Raw genomic sequence first — 24,609 nt, 5'->3', positions numbered from 1 at the left:
GTGAGGAGGCCGGGGCGCACCGGCCCGGTTTTAGGAGAGGATCGAATGACGACGAGTGGGCTGATCACGGGCACGCTGGAACATCTGCGTCGCCCCCTTGTGCGAAACATCAGTAAGGGTCAGCGCGTGCTCGTCCTGTCCGACACCGAGCATGATCCGCGGGTGTGGCAGGCCATCATGACGATCCTGGCCGACATCGAGGCCGATGCCACGCTGTGCCTGTTCCCGCGCCGCCCGGCCGACTATTACGATCCGCCGTCCGCGGTCTGCGAAGCCATGATGAAGTCGGACGTCAACATCCTGTGCTCGTCCACCGGCATGCTGCACTGCGCGGCGAGCCTGCGCTCGATGGAAGCCGGCATCCCCTCCATCTGCCTCGATGGCGGCATGCGGCTCGAATGGCTGCAGTCCGGCGCCATCACCGACGACATGAAGCAGATCGCGGTGCGCAAGCACTATGTCGGCAAGAACATATTCGGCGAAGGCGCCAAGAGTTGCCGCGTCACCTCGCGCTATGGCACCGACTTCACCTATAGCGTCGAGAATATGATCTGGGTCCCGCCGCTGCCGTCCGACAGCTTCGATCCCTACAAGATCATCAATTTCCAGAAGGACGAGAACCGGCCCGCCGGCAAGCTCTATTACTATCTGTACCCGACCGGCGAATTCAACGTCGCCCCGATCGAGGGCACCGCCGAGGGCAAGCTGGTGATCGACCTCACCATGCACCATCTCGGCCTGCTCGGCTCGCCGATCGAGCTCACCGTGAAGAAGGGCCGCATCGTCAGCATCGACGGCGGCGTCGACGCCCGCATCCTGCGCGACTTCCTCGCCACCTATGGCGACGACAACGCCTATATGTGCCCGGCCGAAGCCTCGGTCGGCGTCAATGCCAAGGCCATCGTTCGCGGCATCCAGCGCGAAGACAAGAACATCATGGGCACGATGCATTTCGGCCTCGGCACCAATGTCGATGTCGGCGGCTCCATCATGTCCAAGATCCATATGGACGGCGTCATCCTCGAGCCGACCCTCTATGTCGACGGCGTGAAGCGCATCGAGCACGGCCAGTTCCTGGTGCCGATCGAAGGCAACGCCTGATCCAAAGGAGTTCCCGTCATCCCGGAACGGCCGCCAGGCCGTATCCGGGATCGCGTGACGCTCTCTGCCTTCGTGCGATCCCGGCTCGCGCCTTTGGCGCGTCCGGGATTGTCTGTTGGAGATGATGCATTGTGGTGTTGGCCGGAAGCAGATCCGGGGCCGGCCAGCCCCGGATCTGCGCCCGCCGCTGCGGCCGTTCTGGGATCGGGCGATACGCCCGTCGTCATCAAGGTCCGGCGGCGGGCCGGCTTCGTGTGCTTGTTGACTTGACTGGGCCGCGCGAGCGCGCCCGCAGACAATCCGAAGCCGAGCGAGATCATGCCTCAACCCATCCCGCCGGCCAATGCCGGCCTGCGCATCCTGGGCGCCGATGTCGCCAAGGGCAGCATCGTCTTCCATGACGACCAAACCGGCCGCAGCTGGAGCGCGGCCAACACCCCCGAGAGCCTGGGCGCGGCGCTGGCGCCCTACGCCGGCTATGACTGGCTGATTTGCGAGACCACTGGCGGCTACGAGCGCGCGCTGCTCGAGACGGCGGCCGCGGTGGGCTTGCCGGCCGCCCGCGTGGACGCCGCCCAGGCGAAGGCCTTCATCGCCTCCCATGGCGGACGCGCCAAGACCGACCGGATCGACGCCGCCTGGTTGAGCCGGTACGGCCGCGAACGCGCCGCCACCCTGACGCCCTGGCAAGTGCCCAGCCGCGAACGCGAAGCCTTCGCCGCACGGCTGCGCCATCGTCAGGATCTGCTGGCCCAGCGCACCCAGGCCAAGAACCGGCGCGGCGCTCCAGGCGCCGAGCCGCTCCATCAATTGCTGGATCGGCAGATCCACTTCCTCACCAGCCAGATCGCCGAGATCGACCGCCTCATGGCCGAGCAACTCGACGCCGACCCCGACCTGGCGCGCCACGAGCAGATCCTGCGCGCCATCCCGGGCATCGGCCCGGTCGCCGCCCGCACCCTCATCGCCCTGCTGCCCGAACTCGGCCGGCTCGGCCCCAAACAGGCCGCCAGCCTCGCCGGCCTCGCTCCCCATCCCAGAGATTCCGGATCCGCCCGAAAATACCGAAGAATGACCGGCGGCCGCGCAGCCCTGCGCCCCGTGCTCTTCATGGCGGCGCTCTCCGCTGCACGCGCCCACCCAGCCTTGAGCGCCGTCTACCAGCGCCTCACCGCCGCTGGAAAACCAAAGCGCCTCGCCATCGCCGCTGTCGCGCGAAAGCTCGTCGTCATCGCCAACGCTACCCTGCGAGACGCTCAAATCCCTCAGCCAAACTGACTTGATGACGGCATTGGAGGATCCTTGATCGACCATGACGCGGTGCTAGATTCGAACCCTGTTCGAGCGAAGCGGACGATCATGGCTCCGATCATCATCATCGACCTGCAGACTGCCATGTTCGACGGGCTCGCCGAGCCGCCGCTCCACGATGCGGACGGCCTGGTTGACCGCGTGCGTGCGGTGATGGAATGGGCGCGGCGCACGGGCCGGAAGATCGCCTTCATTCGTCATGACGGGCCGAAGGGCGATCCGCTGGCGCCCGGCGAGCCTGGCTGGCCGGTGTGGCCGGCTTTGGGGCAAGCCGAAGATGAGCCCATCTTTGCCAAGAGCGTGGGCGATGCCTTCAGCAATCCGGCATTCGTCGCTTGGGTGGCGGGCCAGGACACCGACGAGGTCGTCCTGCTCGGCGCCCAGACCGACTACTGCATCGCCGCCACCGTGAAGGGCGCGAGCGCGGCCGGGCTCAAGGTGACGGTGGTGTCCGACGCCCACAGCACGGTGGATTCCGCCGACGAGACCGCCGCAGCGATCATCGCCCGGCACAACGCCGCTTTCGCCACCGTCGGCGTGAATCTCGTGACCAGCCGCTCGCTGGTTTCCTCTTTGCCGTCATCCCGGCCCTAGCGAAGCGGAGAGCCGGGATCGCAGGACGACCTGACGGCCGTTCCAAGATGACGACTATTCCTCGAGTGCCACCTGCTTGCGCCGGCGGCGCCGCGGCTTGGTCGAGGATGTCACGTCGCCATCGGCGAACAGCTGCTCCAGCGCGCTCAACGCGTGGAGGTGGTTCGACTTGATCAGGGCCTCGGCGAGCGAGGCGTCGCCATCCTCGATGGCGCTCATCAGCTGGAGATGGTGCGCCATCGACTTGTCGCGCCGGGTCGGCTGGGTCAGCGAGAGCCGGCGCAGCCGCAGCGTGCGCAGCAGCAGCGAATCCAGGATGCGCTTGGCCGTATGGTTCTTCGCCGCGATGGTGAGGCGGTTGTAGAATTCGACGTTCGCCCAGAGATAGGACGACAGATCGTGCGCGTCGTGCGCATTGCGCAGCCTCACCAGTATCTCGCGGAACACCGCGAGGTCCTCCTCGGAGCGCCAGGTGGCGACATCGGCCGCCACCGTGCCGAACAGCACGGCGCGCACGCGATAGATCTCCCGCACTTCGGCAAAGTCGAGCACTGAGACGTGCGGCCGGCGGCGCTGCGGAATACGGACCAGCCCTTCCTTTTCCAGCAGCATCAGGGCTTCGCGGATCGGAGTGCGGCTGGTCTCATAGCGCTCGGCAAGCTCGACCGAGCTCAGATCCTCGCCGGCACCGCGTATGTTCTCGATAATCTCGGCCCCGACTTCGCAGGCGACCCGCGACACCAGCGACGGACGGTCGTGATTCTCGGCGACGATCCGGCGAACCACGAGGACGGCGTTGAGGAAGGATTCCGACTGGTCCGACGGCACCGTCGACATCCAGGAATCCGCCTTCTCGATTTCGATCTGATCCACGCCTTGTCGCCGCCTTGCTGTGTTGTCCGCTCGCGCGCCGGTGACGCTTCGTCATCGGTGAGCGGCACGACGCGCCAATCTAATCATTGGCCCCTTATCTGTCGACAAATTGCCGCGGCAGCCCCGGCCGGCCCGCGAAGAGCCGGCGTCGGCGCTTTCGGGTACGGCCTTTCGACTAAACACTATATGTCGACATTAAACATTCTCTCGCCATGGCCTGCAAGCCGCCAAGTCAAGCGGGAGCCAAAGCGCGCGCCCGATACGCTGTGCCGGCAAATCGCCATCCGACGCACGAAACACCGACAATTCCATCATTTTCGCGCGGACGACGTTCGCATGCCGACGGCTTCGGCGACGGCCGGCGCACGGTCATAGGCACACCTACATTCAGAATCTGTCGACACATATCTTGACAGCGCCGACAGCTTCGGGCTTCGATGCCGCCTTGTGGGAGCCAGAAGAACAAGGGCGTTAAGGGAGAATTTCATGCGTACAGGCTTGGCCTATCTGCTCGGCAGCACCGTCGCGCTGTCGCTCGCCGCTGCGGCGCCCGCGGGCGCCGAGGACGCGCTGGTCGTCGCTGCCTTCGGCGGCAAGCATGGCGAGACGCTGCAGAAGTGCGTCATCCAGCCTTTCATCGACAAGACCGGCATCAAGGTCACCGTCGACCAGGGCGTGTCGACCGTCACCGTCTCCAAGCTGAAGCAGCAGAAGGGCAATCCCTCGCTGGATCTCGTCTGGCTCGACGGCGAAGTCTCGCAGGTGGCGGAAGCCGAAGGCGTGTTCGCGGACATCGACCCCGCGCAGGTGCCGAACATCGCCAACATGATCCCGGAGGGGGTCTACAAAAACAAGGCGGGCAAGATCACCGGCCTCAGCGACGGCTATTACTCGGTCGGCATCGTCTACAACATGGACGAGATCAAGCAGGCCCCGACCTCCTGGTTCGACCTGTGGAAGCCGGAATTCAAGGGCGACGTCACCTGGCCGTCCATGTCCGACGGCTCCGGCCCGGCGATGCTGGTCTATGTCTCCGAACTGCTCGGCGGCAGCGTCGCCAACCTCAAGCCCGGCGTCGACAAGATGAAGCAGCTCGAAGTTGCTGCCTTCTATGATTCCGGCGGCAATGCCTCGAACATCCTGGCCCGCAAGGAAGCCACCATCGGCGTGCTGGACTCAGGCGCGGTGTGGGCACTCGCCGATGCCAACCCCTTCAAGGTCGGCTTCCTGATCCCAAAGGAAGGCGGCCTCGCCTCGGACGCTCGCCTCCACCTCGTCAAGCCGTCCAAGGCGGCCTATGCGTTCCTGAACTATGCGATGACCGCGGAATCGCAGGGCTGCATTGCCGAGAACTATTTCTACGGCCCGGCGGTGAAGGGCGTGAAGCTCAGCGAGAAGGCCACCTCACGCCTGCCCTGGGGCGCCACCGGCTCGATCAAGGACCTGCGCTTCTCCGACGTGAACGCGATCAACGCCCACCGCCAGGAAATCCTGGACGCCTGGAACAAGGACGTCCTCGGACGCCGCTGATCCCGCGCGCTTTCGTCCGGATGAACCTATCCGGACGCGAGTGCTCCAGCGCTCCACCGCCTCACGTGAATCCGGAGTACGCCGTCTCATGCCCCTCATCACCATCGACCGGGTGACGAAGTCATACGGCCCGCTCCAGGTCCTCAAGGGCGTGTCCCTGAATATCGAGGAGGGCGAATTCGTTGCCCTCCTCGGCCCGTCCGGCTGCGGCAAGACCACGCTGCTGCGCGCCATCGCCGGCTTCGTCGAGCCGGATGGCGGCGACATAAGGATTGCCGGCCAGCCCATGATCGGGGTCGAGCCGAACCGGCGCCCGGTCAACATGGTGTTCCAGAACTACGCGCTGTTCCCGCACCTCACGGTCCGGGACAATGTCGCCTTCGGCCCGCGCCGCAACGGCGTCGCCAGGTCCGAGATCCCAGCCATCGTCGCGCAGGCGCTGGAGACGGTCGGCATGGCGGCCTATGCCGAGCGCCTGCCGTCCCAGATGTCCGGCGGCCAGCAGCAGCGCGTCGCGCTCGCCCGCGCCATCGCCAACAAGCCCAAGGTGCTGCTGCTCGACGAGCCGCTCGGCGCGCTCGATCTCAAGCTGCGCAAGCGCATGCAGATGGAGCTGAAGCACCTCCAGCAGCAGCTCGGCATCACCTTCCTGTTCGTGACCCACGACCAGGAGGAGGCGCTCGTCATGGCCGACCGCATCGTCGTCATGCATGACGGCAACATCGCGCAGATCGGCTCCGGCGAGGACATCTATGCCCGGCCGGAGAGCCGCTACGTCGCCGACTTCATCGGCGAAGCCAATATCCTGCCCTGCGAGGTCGAGACCGACGGCCATCTGCGCCTCGCCGGCGACCTGGTGGACCTGCCTTATATGGCGCCGTCCACCACCGGACAGCCCTCGCTGCTGGTGCGCCCCGAGGAGATCCGCGTCGGCGGCGCACCGGAAGGCGGCGTCGAGCTGGCCGCCACGGTCACCGACCGCGTCTTCATCGGCAATGCCACCCGCATCTTCGCCCGGCTCACCAGCGGCCAGACCATCGTCATCCAGCAGGCCGGGACCGAGCGCAGCGGCGGCCCGCGCGCCGGCGATGCCATCCGCATCGGCTGGGCGCGCGAAGCCGCGCGCGTGCTGACGAGCTGACGCGATGCGCATCAACCGCTTCTGGGCCGCCATCCTGCTCGGCATCCCGCTGATCTATCTGGTGGTGTTCTTCGTCACGCCGCTCGGCATGGTCGTCGTCGACAGCTTCTCCAACAAGGCGGGGGAAGTGACGCTCGAGAACTACGCCATCGTGCTCGGCGATCCCTATTACTGGACCGTGCTCGGCTACACGCTGTGGCTGGCGCTGGTCACCTGCGTCGCCACGCTGATCCTCGGCTATCCGCTCGCCTATTATATGAGCCTGATCGAGCAGCGCCGCTTCGTGAAGCGCATCTGCTTCATCCTGATCCTGATGCCGCTCTTCACCTCGAACATCGTGCGCTCCTTCGGCTGGATCGTGCTGCTCGGGCGCGACGGCCTGATCAATCAGGGGCTCTTGATGGTCGGCATCATCTCGAAGCCGCTGCGCCTGCTCTCCACCGAGGTCGCGATCATCATCGGCATGATCTATGTCATGCTGCCCTTCATGGTGCTGGCGATCGCCAGCGTGCTGCAGAACATGAACGCCTCGCTGCGCGAGGCCGCGCGCGATCTCGGCGCCTCCGCCTTCACCACTTTCCTGAAGGTGACGCTGCCCTTGAGCGTACCCGGCATCGTCGCCGGCACGCTGATCGTCTTCACGCTGAGCATCAGTTCGTACGTCACGCCGCGCATCATGAGCGGCGGGCGCTCCGTCGTCTCGTCCATGCTGATCTATGACCAGTTCATGCTGGTCTTCAATCCGTTCCTCGGCAGCGCCATCGCCGTGGTGCTGCTGGTGACCTGCTTCGTGCTGATCGTCGCCTACACGCTGATCCTCGAACGCAAGCAGCCGGCGAGGTAGCCCAGCATGACCCGCCTCTTCGCCAAACTCCGCGACAGGATCGGCACGCTCGCCGTGTCGCTCATCGCCTGGCTGGTGCTGATCTATCTGGTGCTGCCGCTCGCCGTGGTGATCGCCATCTCCTTCACCACCACCGAGTATCTCGCCTTCCCGCCGGTCGGCTTTACGCTGCGCTGGTACCAGCGGTTCCTCGCCGATCCGTCCTATGTCGCCTCGATCCTGCTCAGCGCCAAGCTCGCCTTCGCCTCGACGGTGCTGGGGTTCCTGCTCGGCGTGCCGGCCGCATTGGTGCTGAAGCGCGCCAGCTTCAAGGGCATCCGCTTCATCAGCAATCTGTTCCTGTCGCCGCTGATCCTGCCGGCCATCATCATCGGCGTCGGCGTCTTGCAGATCACCGATGCGCTGGGCTTCGCCCGCAGCTTCCCGGCCATGCTGGTCGGGCACGTGGTGATCATCCTGCCCTATATCGTGCGCACCACACTGGCCTCGCTCGACGGTTTCGACATGTCGCTGGAGGAAGCGGCGCAGGATCTCGGCGCCTCCGGCTTCGCCACCTTCTTTTACGTGACGCTGCCGATGATCAAGCCGGGCATCATTGCCGGCTGCCTGTTCGGCCTGATCATGAGCTGGATCGATGTCGAGGTCAGCATCTTCAATACGGTGATTGCGGAATCGCCGATCCCGGTGAAGGTGTTCAACTATGTCCAATACTCGGTCGACCCGATGATCGCCGCGGTCTCGGCCGGCACCATCTACATCGCCTTCATCCTCGTCTTCCTCCTCGATCGCCTGGTCGGCCTCGACAAGGTCACCGGCCAAAAATGAACACTGGAGCCCCACCCATGCCGAACCCGACCGAACCCCGCCCCGGCCCGCTTGGCGGCATATTGGTGGTCTCGGTCGAACAGGCCGTCGCCGGGCCGCTCTGCACGCTGCGCCTCGGCGACGCCGGCGCCCGCATCATCAAGGTCGAGGCGGCGGAAGGCGACCGCGCCCGCGACTACGACACCGCGATGGGCAGCACCTCGGCCGCCTTCGGCTGGCTGAACCGCGGCAAGGAGAGCGTGGTCCTCAATCTGAAGGACGCCGCCGACCTCGCCATCGTGCGCGAGATGCTGAAGACGGCGGACGTGTTCGTGCAGAACCTCGCCCCTGGCGCCAGCGATCGGCTGGGCCTGGGGGCTGCGCAGCTCACGGCCGAATTTCCGCGGCTGATCGTCGTCGACATCATGGGCTATGGCCGCGACACGTCTTACGCCTCCAAGCGCGCGTACGACATGCTGGTGCAGTCGGAGAGCGGCATCTGCGCCGTGACCGGCACGCCGGAGGTGCCGTCCAAGGTCGGCATTTCCATCGCCGATATCGGCACCGGCACCAATGCCTATGTCGCGGTGCTGGAAGCGCTGTTCGAGCGCGAGCGTACCGGGCGCGGCCAGACCATCGAGGTCGCGATGTTCGACGCCATGGCGGAGTGGATGTCGCTGCCGCTGCTGCATTACGAGCACATGGGCATCGAGACCGCGCGCTACGGGCTCTCCCACGCCTCGGTCTATCCCTACCGGCCCTATCACGCGGCGGACGGCGACATCGTCGTCTCGATCCAGTCGACCGCGGAATGGACGCGCTTCTGCACCACCGTGCTGCTGCGCCCCGAACTGGTGAAGGACCCGCGCTTCATCGACAACTGGGCCCGCGTGCAGAACCGCGACGAACTCGACGCCGCCGTACACGAGGTGTTCGGCGCCCATAGCTGCGCCGAGCTGATCGAGCGGCTGGAAGCCGGGCAGATCGCCTGGGCGCGGGTGTCGACGCTGCACGACCTCTCGGTCCACGGCGCGCTGCGCCGCGTCGCAGTGGAGATGCCCGGCGGCGAGATCGCCCAGCTTCCGCGCCCGGCCGGCCGCATCACCCCGTCGGGCCGCAAGGTGCCGGCGCTCGGCGCGGATACCGCGCGCATCCGCGAGGAGTTCGCCGTGAAGGTTCCCGCGCGCTGAGGCGCGGGTTCATCCGTTTCATTATCGAAGGAGGCCAAGGTGGCAGAAAAGATCGGCTGGCAGGGACGTTTCTATGAGGATTTCGAGGTCGGCGACGTCTATCCGCACCAGATCGGCCGCACGCTGCTCTCCGCCGACAATTCCTGGTTCACGCTGCTGATGGGCGCGCCCTCGCCGGTGCATTTCGACCATCACTACGCAGCGCAGACCGAGTTCGGCAAACCGCTGGTCAATTCGGTGCTGACGCTGGCGACCGTCATGGGCCAGAGCGTCTCCGACCTCTCGCAGAACGTGTTCGGCAATCTCGGCTGGGACGAGATCCGCATGCCGGCCCCGGTGTTCGAAGGCGACACCATCTATTCGCAGTCCGAGGTGCTGGAGAAGCGGCTTTCCAAGTCACGCGAGAGCGTCGGCATCGTTCGCGTCTCCACCGTCGGCTTCAATCAGGACGGCACTGTGGTGATCACCTTCAAGCGCACCATCATGCTCTATCGCCGCGGCTACCAGCCGAAGCTGCCCAAGCCGAAGCTGGCGGAGGCGAAGAAGACCGGGTGAGGTAGTCGGGCGCTCGGCTTGAACATCCTTCGAGGCCGGCCTATGGCCGGCACCTCAGGATGACGTTCATTTAGGAGCCACGTCATCCTGAGGTGCGAGCGCAGCGAGCCTCGAAGGATGTCCACGCAGAGCGCCCTACTCCGCCCCAGCAACCCCCATCATCGCGATCGCCGCGCAGGCCGCGCCGAAGCCGTTGTCGATATTCACCGTCACCAGCCCCGGCGCGCAGCTGGCGAGCGCCGTGTTCAGGGCGACATGCCCGCCGGTCGCGACGCCATAGCCGACCGAGCTCGGCACCGCGATCACCGGCGCCGCGATCAGCCCGCCGAGCACGCTGAACAGCGCGCCTTCCATCCCCGCCACCGCGATGACGACCCGGAAGCCGCGGATCTCCTCCAGCCGCTCCAGCAGCCGCCACAGCCCGGCAACGCCGATATCGGCGATGACCGGCGCCTCGAAGCCGTGGAACACCAGCGCCCTCGCCGCCTCGCCGGCCACTGCGAGGTCAGAGGTGCCGGCGGTGACGATGCCGATACCTGGCTTGAGCGCGCCCGTCGGCGGCGTGCCGAACACCGCGGTGCGCGAGAGTGGATCATAGGCGAGGCGCGCGCGATACTCTGCCGCGAGCGCCTCGAAGGCGACAACATCGAGCCGTGTCAGCAGCATCGGCTTCCCGCCGGCGGCAGCGAGGGCAAGGATGTTGTCGATCTGCGCCGGGGTCTTGCTGGCGCACAGCACCGCCTCCGCCGTGCCGGTGCGCTTGAGCCGGGCGAAGTCGAGCACGGCGTCAGCCATGGTGGACCGCCGGCTTGCCGATGAAGGCCGAGCCGCGCTCATAGGCGCGCACCCCGGCGAACAGGCGGCCGGCCTGCGCGCACAGCACCATGGCCTGCATCTTCAGCATCGGGGTCGCCGCATGTTCGGCATCGGCCTCGATGACGATGCCCTCGCGCGTCACCCGGCAGCGCAGCGCCGCCTGCCGCGGAAGCAGCGGGGACAGCGCGGTCTCGACCTCATTGACGAAGGCGAGGTCATCAGCGGAGATGGCAATGCCGGTCTCGATGCGGCTGGCGAGGCAAGGCTGCGCCGGCAATTCGGCGAGGTCTTCGAGGCCATGGAGCCGCGCCAGCGCCCGCACCTCTGCCTTGGAGATCGCCGCCTCGACGAAGGGGTGTACGATGTCCCGTTCGGCCGCCGCTTTGAGCCCGGGCCGGTAGTCGCCGAGATCATCGGTGTTGGCGCCCGAGGCAATGATGCCGTCGGTCAGCGCGCGGATCCGGTCATAGAGATTGGTCTTGCAGAAATAGCAGCGGTCGACCGGGTTGGCGCGATAGCGCCCATCCTCGAACTCGCCCGAGCCGCCAATGCTGAGCTTCCAGCCATGGGCGTCAGCATGACGCTGCACGCGCTCGGTTGCCGAGCCGGGCACGGCGGGCGACACCGCATGGAACATGGTGACGCCATCCAGTGCCCAGCGATGCGCCAGATGCGCCAGCGTCATGCTGTCGACGCCGCCGGACACCGCGATGGTCAGCGCAGGGTAGGAGGCTAGCACGGCTTGCAGGCGCGCTTCGGGCGAGGCGGTCATTTCTCGCTCCCCTCCAGCCGCTCCTTCACCGCGCGGCGCTCGGTGAGGCCGTCGAGGGAGGCGAGATCGTCGCTCTCGACCTTCACGCTCACGCGGCCAGGCCGGCGGACCTGCTTCACCCGAACCGCCGTCTCGCCATCGCGCCTCGTCTCGCCGCGCCGCTCCAGCAGGTCCCGCTCCTCGAAATGCCAGCGCAGGCCGATGGTCGAGGTCTCATCGAGGCAGCGCTCCTTCACCGCGTCGAGCGCCTCGGGAGCGACCAGCAGGCGGAAGCCGTGCAGCGGCCGGCCCTTCTTGCCGATGAGCGCGGAGATGGCGAGATCGCGCACCCCGTCCAGCGCCCGCAGCCGGTCGGCAGCGACGCCGATCTCCTCGCCGGTCATGTCGTCAATGTCGAAGGACAACACCGCGACGCGATCATGACTGAGGCTCGCCGGTGCAAACGCCAGCACCCGCAATATGTTCGGCATGCCCGGCAGGTCGCGGGTGCCGGCTCCCGTGCCGCTCGCCTCCAGCCTGCCTTCGGCCTTGCCTGTGCCCGTCACCAGATGGCGCAGGATCGCGGCGCCGGTCGGCGTCACCCGCTCGCCACCGATCCCATCGTCGCGCCAGGCGAAGCCTTGCAGGATCTCGACGGTGGCCGGTGCCGGAACCGGGAGCAGACCGTGCTGGGTGCGCACCATGCCGCCGCCGCGCGGCAGCTCGGACACGCTCCAGCGCGTACCCGTCAAGGCAGCGGCAATCGAGCCGGCTGCCACCACGTCCATCAGCGAATCCCAGTCGGCCAATTCGTGGAAATGCACGTCGTCCAGCGCCACGCGGTGGATGTGCGCCTCGGCCTCGGCGATGTGGCGAAGGATGGCGCCAGCATGCGCGGCGGTTCCGTCGCTTAACCCCGCAGCCTCGATCCGCGCCACCAGATCGCGATAGCGGCCATGATGATGATGCGGGTGGGAATGCGACTCTTGTCCATGATGGTGGTGATGGCCATGCGGCGCCATCGCCTCCAGCCCGAAGCGCAGGCAGCGCACCGCTCCGCTGGAGCCCTCGGCCAGGAGCGGCCGGCCGGCATCCTTCGGCAGCACCTTGGCGAGATCGGCGAACACCCGCTCGCCGAGCTGTGGGAAGGCGTCGAGCATGGCGGCGACGAACATGTCGCCGGCAATGCCGCCCACAGCATCGAGATGGATATGGTATGGCCCGGTCACAGCAATGCTCTAGCCCAGCTACAGCCCCGCTTTAGCGCGGCTCGTGCACCGGCACGACATAAGGCCCTTCCGGGATCACCGCTATGGCGCCATCGCCATGCCGGGCGAGGCTGTCCGCGATCGCGGCGTCCAGCCCGGCCGATATCTCCACGCCGGTGATAGCGCGCTCATGGTCGGTAAGCCCGGTGGTGTAGAGCACCACCTTGCCGACGCGCATCGGCTTCAACTGCATCTCGGTCTGCCACTCATCGACATCGGCCAGCGTCTTGGCGCTGATGGTGGCGAGGAAGCGCTCCGGACCCAGCTCGACCAGGCGGGTCTGGGCGTCGCGGAACTCTTCCGAGCCGAAGCCCTCCGAGCATTCCGAGGCGATGATCAGCGTGCCGCCGGGCTCGAGGATGTCGAGCGGCGTCACCATGCCCTTGACCGTCTGGTAGTAGGTCTTGTCCAGCGGATAGCCGGCGGACGAGGTGACTACGGTCTTGAACTTGCGCGGAACCGGAATGCGGGTGGCGCCGCTGATGAAGTCGACCGCCTTGAGATGGCTCGCGATAATCTCGCCGAAGGTGACGTAGACGAGGTCGCGATCCTCGTCGATCACCGTGTTCAGCGCATAGATGTCGCCAATGGTGCGGACGATCTCCAGCTGCTCCTCATGCAGTGGATTGCCGACCAGATTGCACTGCACCGCCAGCGGATCTTCCATGAAGCGGGCGGAATGGAAGGTGCGGATGGTCTCGTGGCCGGCGACGCCCGGCGCCACCACCTTGCGCCCACCCGACCAGCCGGCCATGAAATGCGGCTCGACCAGGCCGGTAGCGATGCGCAGCTCGGCCTCGACGAAGCGCCGGTCGATCGTCACCGGGGTGTTGCGGGTCGTGGTGCGGCCGAGATCGACATGGTCGGCCTCGTTGCGGGCGAAATGGTTCTCCACCCGCACATTGGCCAGCACCCAGGGATCGCCGACCAGTTCGGCCAGTTCCTCGCCCTCGTTCGGGCGATGCAGGCCGGTGGCGACCAGCACATTGATGCGCTCCAGCGGAATGCCGGAAGCCACCATGGTCTCGATCATCGGGCGCAGGAACAGCCGGTTCGGCACCGGCCGGGTGATATCGCAGATCAGGATGCAGGCGCTCGCCTTGCCGCGCGCCAGCTCGCTGAGCGGCGCCGCGCCGATCGGGTGGTCGAAGGCGTGGCGGATGGCGGCGGCCTGGTCCGGCAGCTTGGGCAGCACCGCCTTGCGGATCACCGTGATGTCGGTGCCCGGAGCGAGCTTCAAGGGCAGCTGGCCGCGGCCGAAAGCGATGCTGATGGTGTCATTGGTTCCCGACATCGCTTCCGTCCTTCCAACTAGCCCTGCACGAACTTCTGGCGCTGAACGCCCAGCCCTTCGATGCTCAAGGTGACGATGTCACCGGCCTTGAGATAGGAAGGCGGCTTCAGGCCGAGGCCCACGCCGGGCGGCGTTCCGGTGGAGATGACGTCGCCGGGCTGCAGGCTCATGAACTGGGATATATAGGACACCAGGAAGGCGACGTCATAGATCATCGTCGCGGTCGACCCGTCCTGGAAGCGCCGCTCATTGACGTCGAGCCACATTTTCAGCTTCTGCGGATCGGCGACCTCATCCTTGGTCACCAGCCAGGGGCCGATCGGGCCGAAGGTGTCGCAGGACTTGCCCTTGGTCCACTGGCCAAGCCGTTCGATCTGGAATTCGCGCTCCGACACGTCATTGATGACGCAATAGCCGGCGACATGGTCGAGCGCGTCCTCCTGGCTGACGTACTTGGCCTGCGAGCCGATGACGACGCCGAGCTCGACCTCCCAGTCGGTCTTCGTCGAGCCGCGCGGAATCTCGACATCATCGTCCGGGCCTGAGATCGCCGAGGTCGCCTTCATGAACAGGATCGGCTCGGAGGGGATCTCCGCTCCGGTCTCGGCGGCATGGTCGGAATAGTTCAGCCCGACGCAGATGAACTTGCCGATGCCGGCGACGCAAGGACCGAGGCGCGGCTTGCCCTCGACCAGGGGCAGCTTGGCAACGTCGAGCGAACCAAGGCGCTCCAGCGCCGCGGGTGAAAGCGCCCCGCCGGCAATGTCGTCGACATGGGCTTCAAGCGAGCGGATCCGTCCTTCGGAATCCAGCAGACCGGGCTTTTCCTGCCCGCGCGGGCCGTAACGCAGCAATTTCATGGGTATCGTCTCTCGAAGTGGATAGGGAGCCGGTGGCGGTCCGTTACATCGACCATCCGCCGTCGATGATGTGGGTCTGCCCGGTGGTGTAGGTGGCGGTGGCGAGATAGACGGCGAGATCGGCGATCTCTTCCGGCTCGCCGATGCGCCCGATCGGCTGGCGGGCGATGAAGGCAGTACGCGCCGCCTCATAATCGCCCTGCGCCTTCAGGCGGTTCTGCAAGGACGGGCTCTCCACCGTGCCGGGGCAGATGGCGTTGCAGCGTATGCCCTGCGTCACATAGTCGGCGGCGACCGATTTGGTGAGGCCGACCACGGCTGCCTTGGTCATGCCGTAGGCGAAGCGGTTCGGCACGCCCTTCACGCTGCCGGCGACCGAGGCGATATTGATGATGCAACCATCCTTGCGCTCCAGCATCCCCGGCAGCGCTGCGCGGATGGTGCGGTACATCGACTTCACATTGAGCGCGAAGGCGAAGTCGAACTCGTCGCTGGTGCAATCCAGCACCGTGCCGGCATGCACGAAGCCGGCACAATTGCACAGTATGTCGACGCGGCCGATTTCGGCCACGAGCGCGTTCGCCGCATTGTCGTCCAGCACGTCAAGGCGGCGCAGATTGGCGCCCTCGAGGTCGGCGAGCCCGGCTTCGTTGATGTCGGTTGCCCAGACCGTCGCGCCGGCCTCGACAAAGGCCTTGGCGATGGCGCGGCCGATGCCCTGCGCCGCGGCGGTGACGAGTACGGTTCGGTTGGTCAGGCGTGACAAGGCTCTTCTCCTCGGCCGAATTTATATGTTTATTACCCGGAAGCGCATCCGCGGTCTCGCAATTTTTCCATACCGGAAGAGGTCCCGGCCCGCGATCCACAGGGCGGGCGAAGTATCGCCGGGCATGGCTTCATCGCCAGCCGACATGGAGCCGCAGCCGGTGCCGGGCGGCGAGCATTGACCGGGCAAACTTATCCCGGCAACTATCAAAATCTAACATCTAGATGCAAGTTCATTTCATTGCCTCCGCCCGGGGCATACTGGAATATTGCACACAAGTGTCGACAGACACCATCCTGCTGCCGGACAGCGAATGCCGGCCGTCATGCCGCACTGCATCATACAATTCGGCGAAAAGCCGGGCTGACGCCTGAATCCGCTGGTTCGCCGCGAAAGCCCGCGCCGGAGCGGGATCGACAGGTGCCAAACGCCACAATCGGATTAAATGTGTCGACAGATTTATTGACAATGCAGGCGCGTTCGTTTTCGATACACGCAGCGGAATGCAGGCAAGGCGCGGCGGCTCGCACGCGCCGGGCCGGTGCTCCACGTCGTCGCTACGGGGCGTACGAGGCCCGCCGTCGCGATCAATGAACATCAATGCGCGCGGCATGAACGCGCCCGCGAGTGGAAGATTGGGAGGAGAGCGGAATGACCAAGATAGCTCGGCGCGATGCGCTAAAGATGGCCCTGGCCGCGCCGATGGTGCTGGCGGCCGGACGGCTGGCGAGCGCGCAGACCAAGTGGCCGACACGGCCGGTGCAGATCATCACCGGCTTCGGTCCGGGCGGCGGCGGCGACATCGCCACCCGCGTCGTCTACCAGTCGGTGTCGGAAATCCTGAAGCAGCCGATGGTCATCGAGAACCGCACCGGCGGCAACTCGCTGGTCGCGGCGCAGGCGGTGCTCGGCCTGCCGCGTGACGGCTACGCCTTCCTGATGAACGGCCTCCAGCAGCTCGTCACGCCGCTGCTGATGAAGGACGTGCCCATCAACTTCAAGGGCGACTTCCAGCCGGTCACGCAGATGGTGAAGTACCCCGAGACCATCTCGGTGGCCAAGGACTCCCAGTGGAAGACCTTCCAGGACCTGATGGCCTACGCCAAGGCCAATCCGGGACGCATCCGCTACGGCACCTCGGGCATTGGCGGCGTGCCGCACATCGTCGCCGAGGCCATCCAGCTCTATGGCGGCGTCAAGTTCGTGAACATCTCCTACCGCGTCGCGCCGGAGATCGCGCGTGATGTCGTCGGCGGCCAGCTCGACCTCGCGGTGCTGAACGTCTCCACGCTCACTCCGATGATCCAGGCCGACAAGGTGCGCCTGCTTGCCGTCGGCAACGATACGCGCCTGCCGCAGTTCCCGGACGTGCCGACGCTCGCCGAGCTCGGCCTGCCGAAGGCCAATCACGCCGACTGGGGCGGCATCTTTGCTCCGACCGGCACCCCGGCCGACATCATCCAGCAGATGCAGCAGGCGGTGGCGAAGGCCGCACAGATGCCTGAGGCTCGCGACAAGCTCGCCGCCCAGGGCACCCTCACGGTCGGCTCTTCGACCGCCGACTTCGTGGCGTTCCTGGATGTCTGGCGCAGCACCGTCGAGGAAGTGGTGCGCGAGGCCAAGATCACGCTTTGAGCCTGCTGGGCGCCGGCGGCTCACCGCCGGCGCCCTATTCGTTTCGTTCCGCGTCGCGAGAACACGATGTCCCACATCAAGAACATGAACGACGTCATGGCCGGGTTGGCCCTGATCGCGATCGCCGCGTTCGCGCTGGTCATCGCCTGGCCGCTCAATCCGGGTTCGACGGCAGCGATGGGACCCGGCTATTTCCCCCGCATGCTGTGTTTTCTCCAGATCGCGCTCGGTGCCGGCATCGTGGTCCAGGGCTTCAACACCGAGGGCGAGCCGTTCGAGCGCTGGTTCCCGCGCCAGCTGTTCTGGATCCTGGCAAGCATCGTCTTCTTCGCCGTGACCATCGAGCCGCTCGGCCTGGTCATCGCCGTCGCCGGCGTGGTGCTGGTCTCGGCCCTCGGCAACCGCGGCACGCGGTTCCATGAGGCGGTGCTGGTCGCCATCGGCATGGCGGTCTTCGCGGTGCTCACCTTCCCTGTCGGTCTCGGCCTTCCGATCCGGATCTGGCCGATGGCCTTCGGCCAATGACCGCCTTCGTGCAATGACCGCTCTGGTGCAATGATGGACAGCTTCATCGGCCTGGCACATGGCTTCGCGATCGCCATGCAGCCCTACAACCTGCTCTATTGCCTCATCGGCACGCTGGTCGGCACGCTGATCGGCGTGCTGCCGGGCATCGGCCCGCTCGCTACCGTGGCGATGCTGATGCCGATCACCTTCTATCTGCCGGCATCGTCCGCGCTGATCATGCTCGCCGGCATCTATTACGGTGCGCAATATGGCGGCTCGACCTCGGCGATCCTCATCAACCTGCCGGGCGAGAACTCCTCCGTCGTCACCTGCATCGACGGCTACCAGATGGCGCGGCAGGGCCGGGCCGGCCCGGCGCTTGCGGTGGCGGCGCTGAGCTCGCTGTTCGCCGGCGTCGTCGCCACCTTCGTCATCGCGCTGTTCGCCCCGCCGGTCTCGCAGCTGGCGCTGATGTTCGGCCCGGCCGAATATTTCTCGCTGATGGTGCTCGGCCTCGTCGCCGCCATCGTGCTGGCGCAGGGCTCGATCCTGAAGGCGCTGGGCATGATCGTGCTCGGTCTGCTGCTCGGCTGCGTCGGCACCGACGTCGATTCCGGCGCGCTGCGCATGGCGCTCGGCATACCGGGCTTGTTCGACGGCATCGGCTTCATCCCGCTCGCCATGGGCCTGTTCGGCGTCGGCGAGATCATCAAGAACCTTGAGAATGTCGAGCATCAGACTGTGCTCGACAAGAAGATCACCAATCTCTGGCCGTCGGGCGACGACTTCCGCCGCTCCTGGCCGGCAGCGGTACGCGGCACGGCAATCGGCTCGCTGCTCGGCATCCTGCCGGGGGGCGGCGCGATGCTCTCTTCGTTTGCCGCCTACACGATCGAGAAGAAGGTCGCCAAGGATCCGAAGCGCTTCGGAAAGGGCGCGGTGGAAGGCGTGGCGGCTCCGGAATCCGCCAACAATGCCGGCGCGCAGACCTCGTTCATTCCGCTGCTGACCCTCGGCATCCCCTCCAACGCGCTGATGGCGCTGATGGCGGGCGCCCTGATGATCCATGGCATCCAGCCAGGCCCGCAGGTCATCAAGAACAATCCCGAGATCTTCTGGGGCCTGATCGCCTCGATGCTGATCGGCAATATCTTCCTGGTGATCATCAACCTGCCGCTCATCCGCATCTGGACGATGCTGCTGCGGGTTCCCTATCACCTGTTCTACCCGATGATCCTGGTCTTCTGCTGTATCGGCGTCTACACGGTGAACAGCAGCGTCATCGACGTGTTCCTGCTCGTGCTGTTCGGCTTCGTCGGCTACATGTTCATCAAGTGGCGCTGCGAGCCGGCGCCGCTGCTGCTGGCGTTCGTGCTCGGCCCGCTGATGGAAGAGAACCTGCGCCGTTCGATGCAGGTCTCGTTTGGCGACCCCACCATCTTCATCACCCGGCCGATCAGCGCCGCGCTGCTGCTCGCCGCCGCCGCCTGCCTGGTGCTGGTGCTACTGCCGGCGTTCCGGCGCACCCGCGAGGTCGCCTTCCAGGAAGAAAGCTGAGGCCGGGAAAGCCGCAAGTCGGACGCAAGGTCGCTGAAGGATGGCCAAGCTCCCTCTCCCCATTGGGGAGAGGGTTGGGGTGAGGGGGCTCTATCGCTCCGCAGCCGTTTCACCCCTCACCGACCCGCTTCGCGGGCCACCTCTCCCCAACGGGGAGAGGGAATCTCCCGACGTCCCACATCGTGCCCACCCGAAACGAGGATCCCCGAATGTCCGGCACGAACCTACCCCCGACGCGGCTCCAGCTCGGTGAGAAGCAGCGCCGCGAGGCGATCAGCGTTGCGGCACTGCGTCTCATGGCGAAGCGCGCCCTGCCGACGCCGGTGTTCGATTTCTCCGACGGCGGCGCGGAAGGCGAGCGCACGCTGCGGCGGAACGAGGAGGCCTTCGCCCATTACGCCTTCCTGCCGCGCCCGCTGAACGGTCCCGGCCATCGCGACCAGAGCGTGCGCCTGTTCGACATGGACCTGTCGATGCCGGTGATGATCGGCCCGACCGGGCTCGCCGGGCTGTTCTGGCCCGGCGCCGAGACGCTCGCGGTGCGCGCCGCCAACGATGCCGGTACCGCCTATTGCTCCAGCCACGGCTCGGTGTGCACGCTGGAGGATATCGCCGCCACCGGTGCGCCGAACCGGATGATGCAGGTCTTCATCTATCAGGATCGCGGCTTCACCCGCGAACTCACCGAACGGGCCGCCGCGGCCGGCTACAAGGCGCTGGTGCTCACCATCGACAACCAGTTGCATGGCTGGCGCGAGCGCGATTTGCGCAACGGCTTCACCATTCCGCCGCGCTTCGGGCCGCGCGACGTGTTCGGCATGGCGACCAAGCTGCCCTGGCTGATGCGCATGGGCCGCGAACTGCCGACCTTGACCTTCGGCAATTATGCCCGCCCCGGCCAGCCCTCCGATATCGGCACCCTGGCGAAGCGCATGCACGACATGTTCGACCCGGCCATGAGTTGGGCCGATATCGACGAGTTGCGCCGGATCTGGAAGGGCCCGCTGATCCTCAAGGGCGTGCTGCATCCGGCGGAGGCCGCGGAGGCGGTGGCGCGCGGCATTGACGGCGTCATCGTCTCCAACCACGGCGGGCGCCAATTGGAGGGCGCGGCAAGCTCGATCGAGGCACTGCCGGCCATCGTCCGTGCCGTCGACGGCCGCATCCCGGTACTGCTCGATGGCGGCATCCGCCGCGGCACCGATGTGGTGACGGCGATCGCGCTGGGCGCCACCGCCTGCCTGATCGCCCGGCCATATCTGTGGGCGCTCTCGGTCGGCGGCGAAGCCGGCGTCGCCCATGTACTGGAGCTGTTCCGCACCGAGATCGACCGCGCCATGGGCCTGCTCGGCGCCTCATCGCTGCGCGACTTGAACCCGGACCTGCTTCAGCGCATCGTCCTCGGCCCCCAGCCGGTGACGGTGTGAGTTCCACTCATCTCTGGCGTCATCCCGGACGACGCGCAGCGTCGAGCCGGGATCGCGAGAAGTTCCGTGCAACACCTTCCTACGATCCCGAATACGGCCTCCCGGCCGTTCCGGGATGACGCTGCGTGGTTAATCATAAGAAAAGGGCTCCCGGCCGATCGCCGGGAGCCCTTCGATTTAGTCCGCTCGTTACCCGGATCGACCTTCGAGCCGACCCGGGACGAGAACGGGTTCAGTTCGCCTTCGGCTCCGACTTGGAATCGTAGCGCTTGGCCCATTCGGTCAGGATGCGCTGGCGATTGTCGATCGACCATTCGACGCTGTAGTCCTGCGCCTTGGCGACCGCGTTCGGGATCGAGTTCTTCGGGCCGTTGTTCAGGTCGTCGAAGCCGACTGCGCCATAATACTTGTTGAAGATGGCGTGCGCCTCGTGGCTCGCACCCCAGTCGATCAGCACTTTGGCGGCTTCGGGGTTCTTGCTGCCCTTGACCATGGCGGTGGATTCGATGTCCCAGGCCGTCACGTCATCCGGCACCAGCAGATCGATCGGCGCACCCTTGGTCTTCAGGAACGGGCCGGTGAGGTCGGTGGAGAGGCCGACCACATACTCGCCGGTCGAAGCATATTTGCAGGGCGTCGACGACGAGTTGGTGTAGACCGAGACGTTGTCGTGCAGCTTGGTGAGGAAGTCCCAGGCCTTCTCCTCGCCCATCTTCTGGATCCAGCTATGGACATAGCCATAGCCGGTGTTGCTCATGACCGGATTCGGCATGGCGATCTGGCCCTTGTAGATCGGGTTCGCCAGATCCGCCCAGGTCTTGGGCTTGGGAATGCCCTTCTTCTCGGCTTCCACCGTGTTGAAGCAGATGACGTTCAGGTACATTTCGAGGCCCACCCAGTAAGGCGGGTTGGCGCTGTCGCGGAACCTCGGCTGCAGCTTCATATAGTCCTTCGGCGCGTAGGGCTCGATCAGGCCTTCGCGCTTCAGGCTTACAATGTTGGTGACCGGCATGCCGAACAGCACGTCGGCGCGCGGATTGTCCTTCTCCGCCATGACGCGGGCCTGCATCACGCCGCCGGCGTCACGCACCCAGGCGATCTCGATTTCGGGATGCGCCTTGCTGAAGGCTTCCGCGTACGGCGTCAGCACTTCCTTCTGCAGCGTCGAATAGACGGTGATGGTTTGTTTCTGCTGGGCGCTGGCCGGGATCGACAGCAGCGCGGCACCGGCTCCGACCGCGACGGCGGCGGTCAGCAGATATTTGATCCTATTCATGGTCTCCTCCTCGTTTCCTTGTCTGGTGCCCGCATGCAGAGCGGGTCTTGGTGGCCGGGTCGGCGGTTTGGCATAATGGATAGCCGGCTCCGCTCAACGGATGGCGCCGGCCTCTGCAAGCTCGGCGCGCCGCTCGGCGGAGAGGCCGAGAAGCGTGCCGAACACGTAGTCATTGTCGCGGCCGATGGTCGGGGTCGGCGCGAACTCGCCGCGCCAGCGATCGGAGGCGAGCCATGGCAAGGTCGCCATCTCCACCGTGCCGTCGATCTCGCGGAACAGAGCGCGCTCGCGCATATGCGGATCGGCGACGATCTCGGCCATGTTGCGGGAGCGCGCAGCCGGCACGCCATTGGCGTGCAGCGCCTTCTCGATCGCGCCGGCATCCTGGCTGCGCAGCCAGGCACCGAGCCTGGCATTGAGCTCCGGCTTGGCCTTGAGCCGGGCGGCGTGGTCGCCCACGCCCGCCGCGAAGTCGGCGTCGCCGACCACGCGGCAGAGCCCGCGCCATTCCTCGTCATTGTGCACCGAGAGCGCCAGCCATTCGTCGGCGCCATTGCAGCGGAACACGCCGGAGGGCGACGCGCCGGGCTCGGTGGTGCTGCGGCGCTCCTTCACATCCTCGCCGAGCGCAGCGTGGAGCAGCGCTTCGGGGAGCAACGCCACGGTTGCCTCCAGCATGGACAGGTCGATATAGGCGCCTTGCCCGGTCTGCCGCCAATGCCGCACCGCGGTCAGGATCGCCATGGTCTCCCACAGCGCGGTGATCGGATCGGTCCAGGCCGGCAGGATACCCATCGCCTCCAGCGCCGGATTGGGCTCGCCGATCATGCCGACGCGCCCGCTATAGCCCTGCAGCAGCGAGCCATAGGCCAGCAGGTCGCGCTCCGGGCCGGTGCGGCCCATGCCGGAGGCCGAGACGAACATGATGTCCGGCTTCACCTCGCGCAGCCGGTCATATGAGAGGCCGTATTGCACCAGCACGCGCGAGGAGAAATTCTCCACCACCACATGGCTGCAGGCGACCAGTTCACGGATCAGGTCCTGGCCTTCCGGCGTGGTGATGTTGAGCGTGCAGCTCTTCTTGTTGTTGTTGATGACCGAGAACATGCCGTCGCGCACCGAGAATTCCGGCCGCGTCGAGGATTCGATCTTGATGATCTCCGCGCCCATGGCGCCGAGCATCTTGGTGGTCATCGGGCCAGCCATGACCCAGCTGAAATCGACGATGCGGATGCCGCTGAGGCTGAGTTCGTTCATATGAGGCTCCCGTCCGCAGCGCGGCGCTGCCGGCGTTCAAGGGCGTCCTGCTTGAGCAAGGCTTCGAGCAATGCCTGGGCATTGCCGGCCGGCGCCGGGGCCGCGACCTCGAAACCACGCGCCATCTCCTCACCCTTCTGCGTCACGAAGCGGAACGGCAGGCCCGGCATCGGCACTGCCGTGCCGTTGGCAAAGCCGACTTCGGAGAAGAAGCTGCGCTCGCGCAGCTGGGTGTTCTCAAGCAAATCGTGCGGCGTGCTCACCGGGAAGCAGGCGACGCGCGCCGCTTGCGCGGCGGCGACCACCTCGCGATTGCGCTGCGTCACCGACCATTCCGCCATCAGTGCCTGCAGTCGCGCCGCGTTGTTGGTGCGCACCACGCGGTCGCCGCAGATGCCGGCATCATTGGTCCATTCCGGATTGCCCATCACGTCGCACCAGCGGCGCCACTGATGGTCCTCGCGCGGCGACACCATCACCGCGCCGTCGGCGCAGGGCAGGTACCAGACCAGCCCGCCGGCAATGGTGAGCCCCTTGGTGGGATCGCGCCGGCGCGCCGTAACATCGAGCCCCGCCTGCCAGTCGGCAAAGGGTTCGACCAGCAGATAAGCGAGGATGTCCTCGTGCGAGAGGTCGACCATCGGGCCGGGCCGAGCGCCTTCAGCCGCGTCGATCGCCCATAGCGCGGCGATGCCGACGACGAGGCCGCTGGCGAGCCCGCCTTCCCAATCGGCGCAGCCGACCGGCGGCGTCGCTTCGGGATCGGTCACCGGGCTCGCCTGGTGGAAGGCGAAACCGCTGGCGTGCTGCAGGATGAAGGGCGAGGCGACGCGCCCGGTCGACGGCCCGGAAATGCCATAGGGCGACACCGCGAGCGTCACCGGACGCGGTCCCCAGTCGCCGCCCTCAAGCGCGCCGGCCTCGCCGATCACCAGGTCGCACTGCGCCGCGATCTCGCTTTGCAGGCGCCAGCCGTCGGGGGTTGCCGCGTCGATGCCGACAAAGCTCTTGCCGCGATTGAGATAGGCGAAGAAGGCGCTCTCGCCGCCATCCACCAGCGGCGGCGCATGGCGCAGCGCGTCGCCCTCGGGCGGCTCGACCTTGATGACGTCCGCGCCGAGATCACGCAGCAGGCGGGCGCCGAACGCGACCGCGACATCCGAGCCGACCTCGAGGATCTTGAGCCCGTTCAGCGGTCCCTGGAAGGGAGGCGGTGTGAAACGATTCATATCCAATCCAAGCACATCAGGAT

General features: G+C 66.3%; 23 protein-coding genes. 13 read left to right on the top strand and 10 right to left on the bottom strand.

What is annotated here, in order from left to right; genetic code table 11:
- The first annotated feature begins 45 nt into the window (after positions 1-45).
- From G3545_RS21950 to G3545_RS21940, 3 genes are all read left to right on the top strand, one after another.
- A complete protein-coding gene (locus tag G3545_RS21950) occupies positions 46-1,101 on the top strand; it encodes a hypothetical protein (RefSeq protein ID WP_170015659.1) in 1,056 nt (351 codons plus the stop codon).
- 318 nt (positions 1,102-1,419) lie between these two features.
- The gene (locus tag G3545_RS21945) at positions 1,420-2,379 is read left to right on the top strand and encodes a transposase (protein WP_170010893.1); all 960 of its coding nucleotides are present in this window, start codon (positions 1,420-1,422) and stop codon (positions 2,377-2,379) included.
- A gap of 24 nt (positions 2,380-2,403) precedes the next feature.
- Positions 2,404-3,006, top strand: a complete 603-nt coding sequence (locus tag G3545_RS21940; protein WP_348644593.1) for an isochorismatase family protein — start codon at positions 2,404-2,406, stop codon at positions 3,004-3,006.
- Between the two features lie 54 nt (positions 3,007-3,060).
- Here G3545_RS21940 and G3545_RS21935 read toward each other — a convergent pair whose 3' ends face one another.
- On the bottom strand, positions 3,061-3,879 hold the full coding sequence (locus G3545_RS21935; protein ID WP_246702521.1) for a GntR family transcriptional regulator: 819 nt from the start codon (positions 3,877-3,879) through the stop codon (positions 3,061-3,063).
- Positions 3,880-4,365: 486 nt separating this feature from the next.
- Between G3545_RS21935 and G3545_RS21930 the strand changes: the two genes are divergently transcribed.
- The 6 genes from G3545_RS21930 (at position 4,366) to G3545_RS21905 (ending at position 9,943) form a co-directional block, all read left to right on the top strand.
- Positions 4,366-5,409: an ABC transporter substrate-binding protein gene (locus G3545_RS21930; protein WP_170015657.1), complete on the top strand. Its 1,044-nt coding sequence runs from the start codon at positions 4,366-4,368 to the stop codon at positions 5,407-5,409.
- Positions 5,410-5,497: 88 nt separating this feature from the next.
- A complete protein-coding gene (locus G3545_RS21925; protein ID WP_170015655.1) occupies positions 5,498-6,550 on the top strand; it encodes an ABC transporter ATP-binding protein in 1,053 nt (350 codons plus the stop codon).
- Between the two features lie 4 nt (positions 6,551-6,554).
- The gene (locus G3545_RS21920; protein ID WP_170015653.1) at positions 6,555-7,394 is read left to right on the top strand and encodes an ABC transporter permease; all 840 of its coding nucleotides are present in this window, start codon (positions 6,555-6,557) and stop codon (positions 7,392-7,394) included.
- 6 nt (positions 7,395-7,400) lie between these two features.
- Positions 7,401-8,219 carry an ABC transporter permease gene (locus G3545_RS21915; RefSeq protein WP_170015651.1) on the top strand — a complete coding sequence of 273 codons (819 nt, stop codon included), beginning with the start codon at positions 7,401-7,403 and terminating at the stop codon, positions 8,217-8,219.
- Between the two features lie 17 nt (positions 8,220-8,236).
- Positions 8,237-9,388 (top strand): CaiB/BaiF CoA-transferase family protein, encoded by a 1,152-nt coding sequence (locus tag G3545_RS21910; RefSeq protein WP_170015649.1) that lies wholly within the window; start codon positions 8,237-8,239, stop codon positions 9,386-9,388.
- A 39-nt stretch (positions 9,389-9,427) separates the two neighbouring features.
- Positions 9,428-9,943, top strand: a complete 516-nt coding sequence (locus G3545_RS21905; protein ID WP_170015647.1) for a MaoC family dehydratase — start codon at positions 9,428-9,430, stop codon at positions 9,941-9,943.
- A gap of 135 nt (positions 9,944-10,078) precedes the next feature.
- Here G3545_RS21905 and larB read toward each other — a convergent pair whose 3' ends face one another.
- The 6 genes from larB to G3545_RS21875 are packed head-to-tail and all read right to left on the bottom strand — an operon-like array spanning position 10,079 to position 15,698.
- Positions 10,079-10,738 (bottom strand): nickel pincer cofactor biosynthesis protein LarB, encoded by a 660-nt coding sequence (gene larB, locus G3545_RS21900; RefSeq protein WP_170015645.1) that lies wholly within the window; start codon positions 10,736-10,738, stop codon positions 10,079-10,081.
- Entirely contained in the window at positions 10,731-11,531 is an 801-nt protein-coding gene (locus tag G3545_RS21895; protein ID WP_170015643.1) for an adenine nucleotide alpha hydrolase, read from the bottom strand. The genes larB and G3545_RS21895 overlap by 8 nt, the downstream gene beginning before the upstream one ends.
- Positions 11,528-12,739 (bottom strand): LarC family nickel insertion protein, encoded by a 1,212-nt coding sequence (locus G3545_RS21890; protein WP_246702520.1) that lies wholly within the window; start codon positions 12,737-12,739, stop codon positions 11,528-11,530. The genes G3545_RS21895 and G3545_RS21890 overlap by 4 nt, the downstream gene beginning before the upstream one ends.
- A gap of 31 nt (positions 12,740-12,770) precedes the next feature.
- Complete coding sequence (gene larA / locus G3545_RS21885; RefSeq protein ID WP_170015641.1) at positions 12,771-14,072, bottom strand: nickel-dependent lactate racemase; 1,302 nt, start codon at positions 14,070-14,072, stop codon at positions 12,771-12,773.
- A gap of 17 nt (positions 14,073-14,089) precedes the next feature.
- Complete coding sequence (locus G3545_RS21880) at positions 14,090-14,932, bottom strand: fumarylacetoacetate hydrolase family protein (RefSeq protein ID WP_170015639.1); 843 nt, start codon at positions 14,930-14,932, stop codon at positions 14,090-14,092.
- A 43-nt stretch (positions 14,933-14,975) separates the two neighbouring features.
- Positions 14,976-15,698: an SDR family oxidoreductase gene (locus G3545_RS21875; protein ID WP_170015637.1), complete on the bottom strand. Its 723-nt coding sequence runs from the start codon at positions 15,696-15,698 to the stop codon at positions 14,976-14,978.
- A 651-nt stretch (positions 15,699-16,349) separates the two neighbouring features.
- Here G3545_RS21875 and G3545_RS21870 point away from each other — a divergent pair.
- The 4 genes from G3545_RS21870 (at position 16,350) to G3545_RS21855 (ending at position 20,824) form a co-directional block, all read left to right on the top strand.
- The gene (locus G3545_RS21870; RefSeq protein WP_170015635.1) at positions 16,350-17,333 is read left to right on the top strand and encodes a tripartite tricarboxylate transporter substrate binding protein; all 984 of its coding nucleotides are present in this window, start codon (positions 16,350-16,352) and stop codon (positions 17,331-17,333) included.
- 66 nt (positions 17,334-17,399) lie between these two features.
- The gene (locus G3545_RS21865) at positions 17,400-17,858 is read left to right on the top strand and encodes a tripartite tricarboxylate transporter TctB family protein (RefSeq protein ID WP_170015632.1); all 459 of its coding nucleotides are present in this window, start codon (positions 17,400-17,402) and stop codon (positions 17,856-17,858) included.
- 33 nt (positions 17,859-17,891) lie between these two features.
- Positions 17,892-19,397 (top strand): tripartite tricarboxylate transporter permease, encoded by a 1,506-nt coding sequence (locus G3545_RS21860; protein WP_170015630.1) that lies wholly within the window; start codon positions 17,892-17,894, stop codon positions 19,395-19,397.
- Between the two features lie 209 nt (positions 19,398-19,606).
- Positions 19,607-20,824: an alpha-hydroxy acid oxidase gene (locus tag G3545_RS21855; RefSeq protein WP_170015628.1), complete on the top strand. Its 1,218-nt coding sequence runs from the start codon at positions 19,607-19,609 to the stop codon at positions 20,822-20,824.
- Between the two features lie 232 nt (positions 20,825-21,056).
- On the opposite strand, the gene G3545_RS21850 is transcribed toward G3545_RS21855, so the two are convergent.
- The 3 genes from G3545_RS21850 to G3545_RS21840 all read right to left on the bottom strand — a co-directional run bounded on the left by G3545_RS21850 (position 21,057) and on the right by G3545_RS21840 (position 24,586).
- Positions 21,057-22,100, bottom strand: a complete 1,044-nt coding sequence (locus G3545_RS21850) for an extracellular solute-binding protein (RefSeq protein ID WP_170015626.1) — start codon at positions 22,098-22,100, stop codon at positions 21,057-21,059.
- A 93-nt stretch (positions 22,101-22,193) separates the two neighbouring features.
- Positions 22,194-23,357 carry a CoA transferase gene (locus G3545_RS21845; protein WP_170015624.1) on the bottom strand — a complete coding sequence of 388 codons (1,164 nt, stop codon included), beginning with the start codon at positions 23,355-23,357 and terminating at the stop codon, positions 22,194-22,196.
- Positions 23,354-24,586: a CoA transferase gene (locus G3545_RS21840; protein WP_170015622.1), complete on the bottom strand. Its 1,233-nt coding sequence runs from the start codon at positions 24,584-24,586 to the stop codon at positions 23,354-23,356. Before G3545_RS21840 ends, G3545_RS21845 begins: the two co-directional genes overlap by 4 nt.
- Positions 24,587-24,609: the final 23 nt, after the last annotated feature.

The sequence above is a fragment of the Starkeya sp. ORNL1 genome (genome assembly GCF_012971745.1).
Lineage (GTDB): Bacteria > Pseudomonadota > Alphaproteobacteria > Rhizobiales > Xanthobacteraceae > Ancylobacter.
The sequence above is the reverse complement of the archived record's forward strand: the minus strand, read 5'-3'. Positions and strand labels throughout refer to the sequence as shown.

Coding starts and splice junctions, on each gene's coding strand:
- G3545_RS21950 (WP_170015659.1), top strand. CDS start 46: ATGACGACGAGTGGGCTGATCACGGGCACGCTGGAACATCTGCGTCGC.
- G3545_RS21945 (WP_170010893.1), top strand. CDS start 1,420: ATGCCTCAACCCATCCCGCCGGCCAATGCCGGCCTGCGCATCCTGGGC.
- G3545_RS21930 (WP_170015657.1), top strand. CDS start 4,366: ATGCGTACAGGCTTGGCCTATCTGCTCGGCAGCACCGTCGCGCTGTCG.
- G3545_RS21925 (WP_170015655.1), top strand. CDS start 5,498: ATGCCCCTCATCACCATCGACCGGGTGACGAAGTCATACGGCCCGCTC.
- G3545_RS21920 (WP_170015653.1), top strand. CDS start 6,555: ATGCGCATCAACCGCTTCTGGGCCGCCATCCTGCTCGGCATCCCGCTG.
- G3545_RS21915 (WP_170015651.1), top strand. CDS start 7,401: ATGACCCGCCTCTTCGCCAAACTCCGCGACAGGATCGGCACGCTCGCC.
- G3545_RS21910 (WP_170015649.1), top strand. CDS start 8,237: ATGCCGAACCCGACCGAACCCCGCCCCGGCCCGCTTGGCGGCATATTG.
- larB (WP_170015645.1), bottom strand. CDS start 10,738: ATGGCTGACGCCGTGCTCGACTTCGCCCGGCTCAAGCGCACCGGCACG.
- G3545_RS21895 (WP_170015643.1), bottom strand. CDS start 11,531: ATGACCGCCTCGCCCGAAGCGCGCCTGCAAGCCGTGCTAGCCTCCTAC.
- larA (WP_170015641.1), bottom strand. CDS start 14,072: ATGTCGGGAACCAATGACACCATCAGCATCGCTTTCGGCCGCGGCCAG.
- G3545_RS21880 (WP_170015639.1), bottom strand. CDS start 14,932: ATGAAATTGCTGCGTTACGGCCCGCGCGGGCAGGAAAAGCCCGGTCTG.
- G3545_RS21870 (WP_170015635.1), top strand. CDS start 16,350: ATGACCAAGATAGCTCGGCGCGATGCGCTAAAGATGGCCCTGGCCGCG.
- G3545_RS21865 (WP_170015632.1), top strand. CDS start 17,400: ATGTCCCACATCAAGAACATGAACGACGTCATGGCCGGGTTGGCCCTG.
- G3545_RS21860 (WP_170015630.1), top strand. CDS start 17,892: ATGGACAGCTTCATCGGCCTGGCACATGGCTTCGCGATCGCCATGCAG.
- G3545_RS21855 (WP_170015628.1), top strand. CDS start 19,607: ATGTCCGGCACGAACCTACCCCCGACGCGGCTCCAGCTCGGTGAGAAG.
- G3545_RS21850 (WP_170015626.1), bottom strand. CDS start 22,100: ATGAATAGGATCAAATATCTGCTGACCGCCGCCGTCGCGGTCGGAGCC.
- G3545_RS21845 (WP_170015624.1), bottom strand. CDS start 23,357: ATGAACGAACTCAGCCTCAGCGGCATCCGCATCGTCGATTTCAGCTGG.
- G3545_RS21840 (WP_170015622.1), bottom strand. CDS start 24,586: ATGAATCGTTTCACACCGCCTCCCTTCCAGGGACCGCTGAACGGGCTC.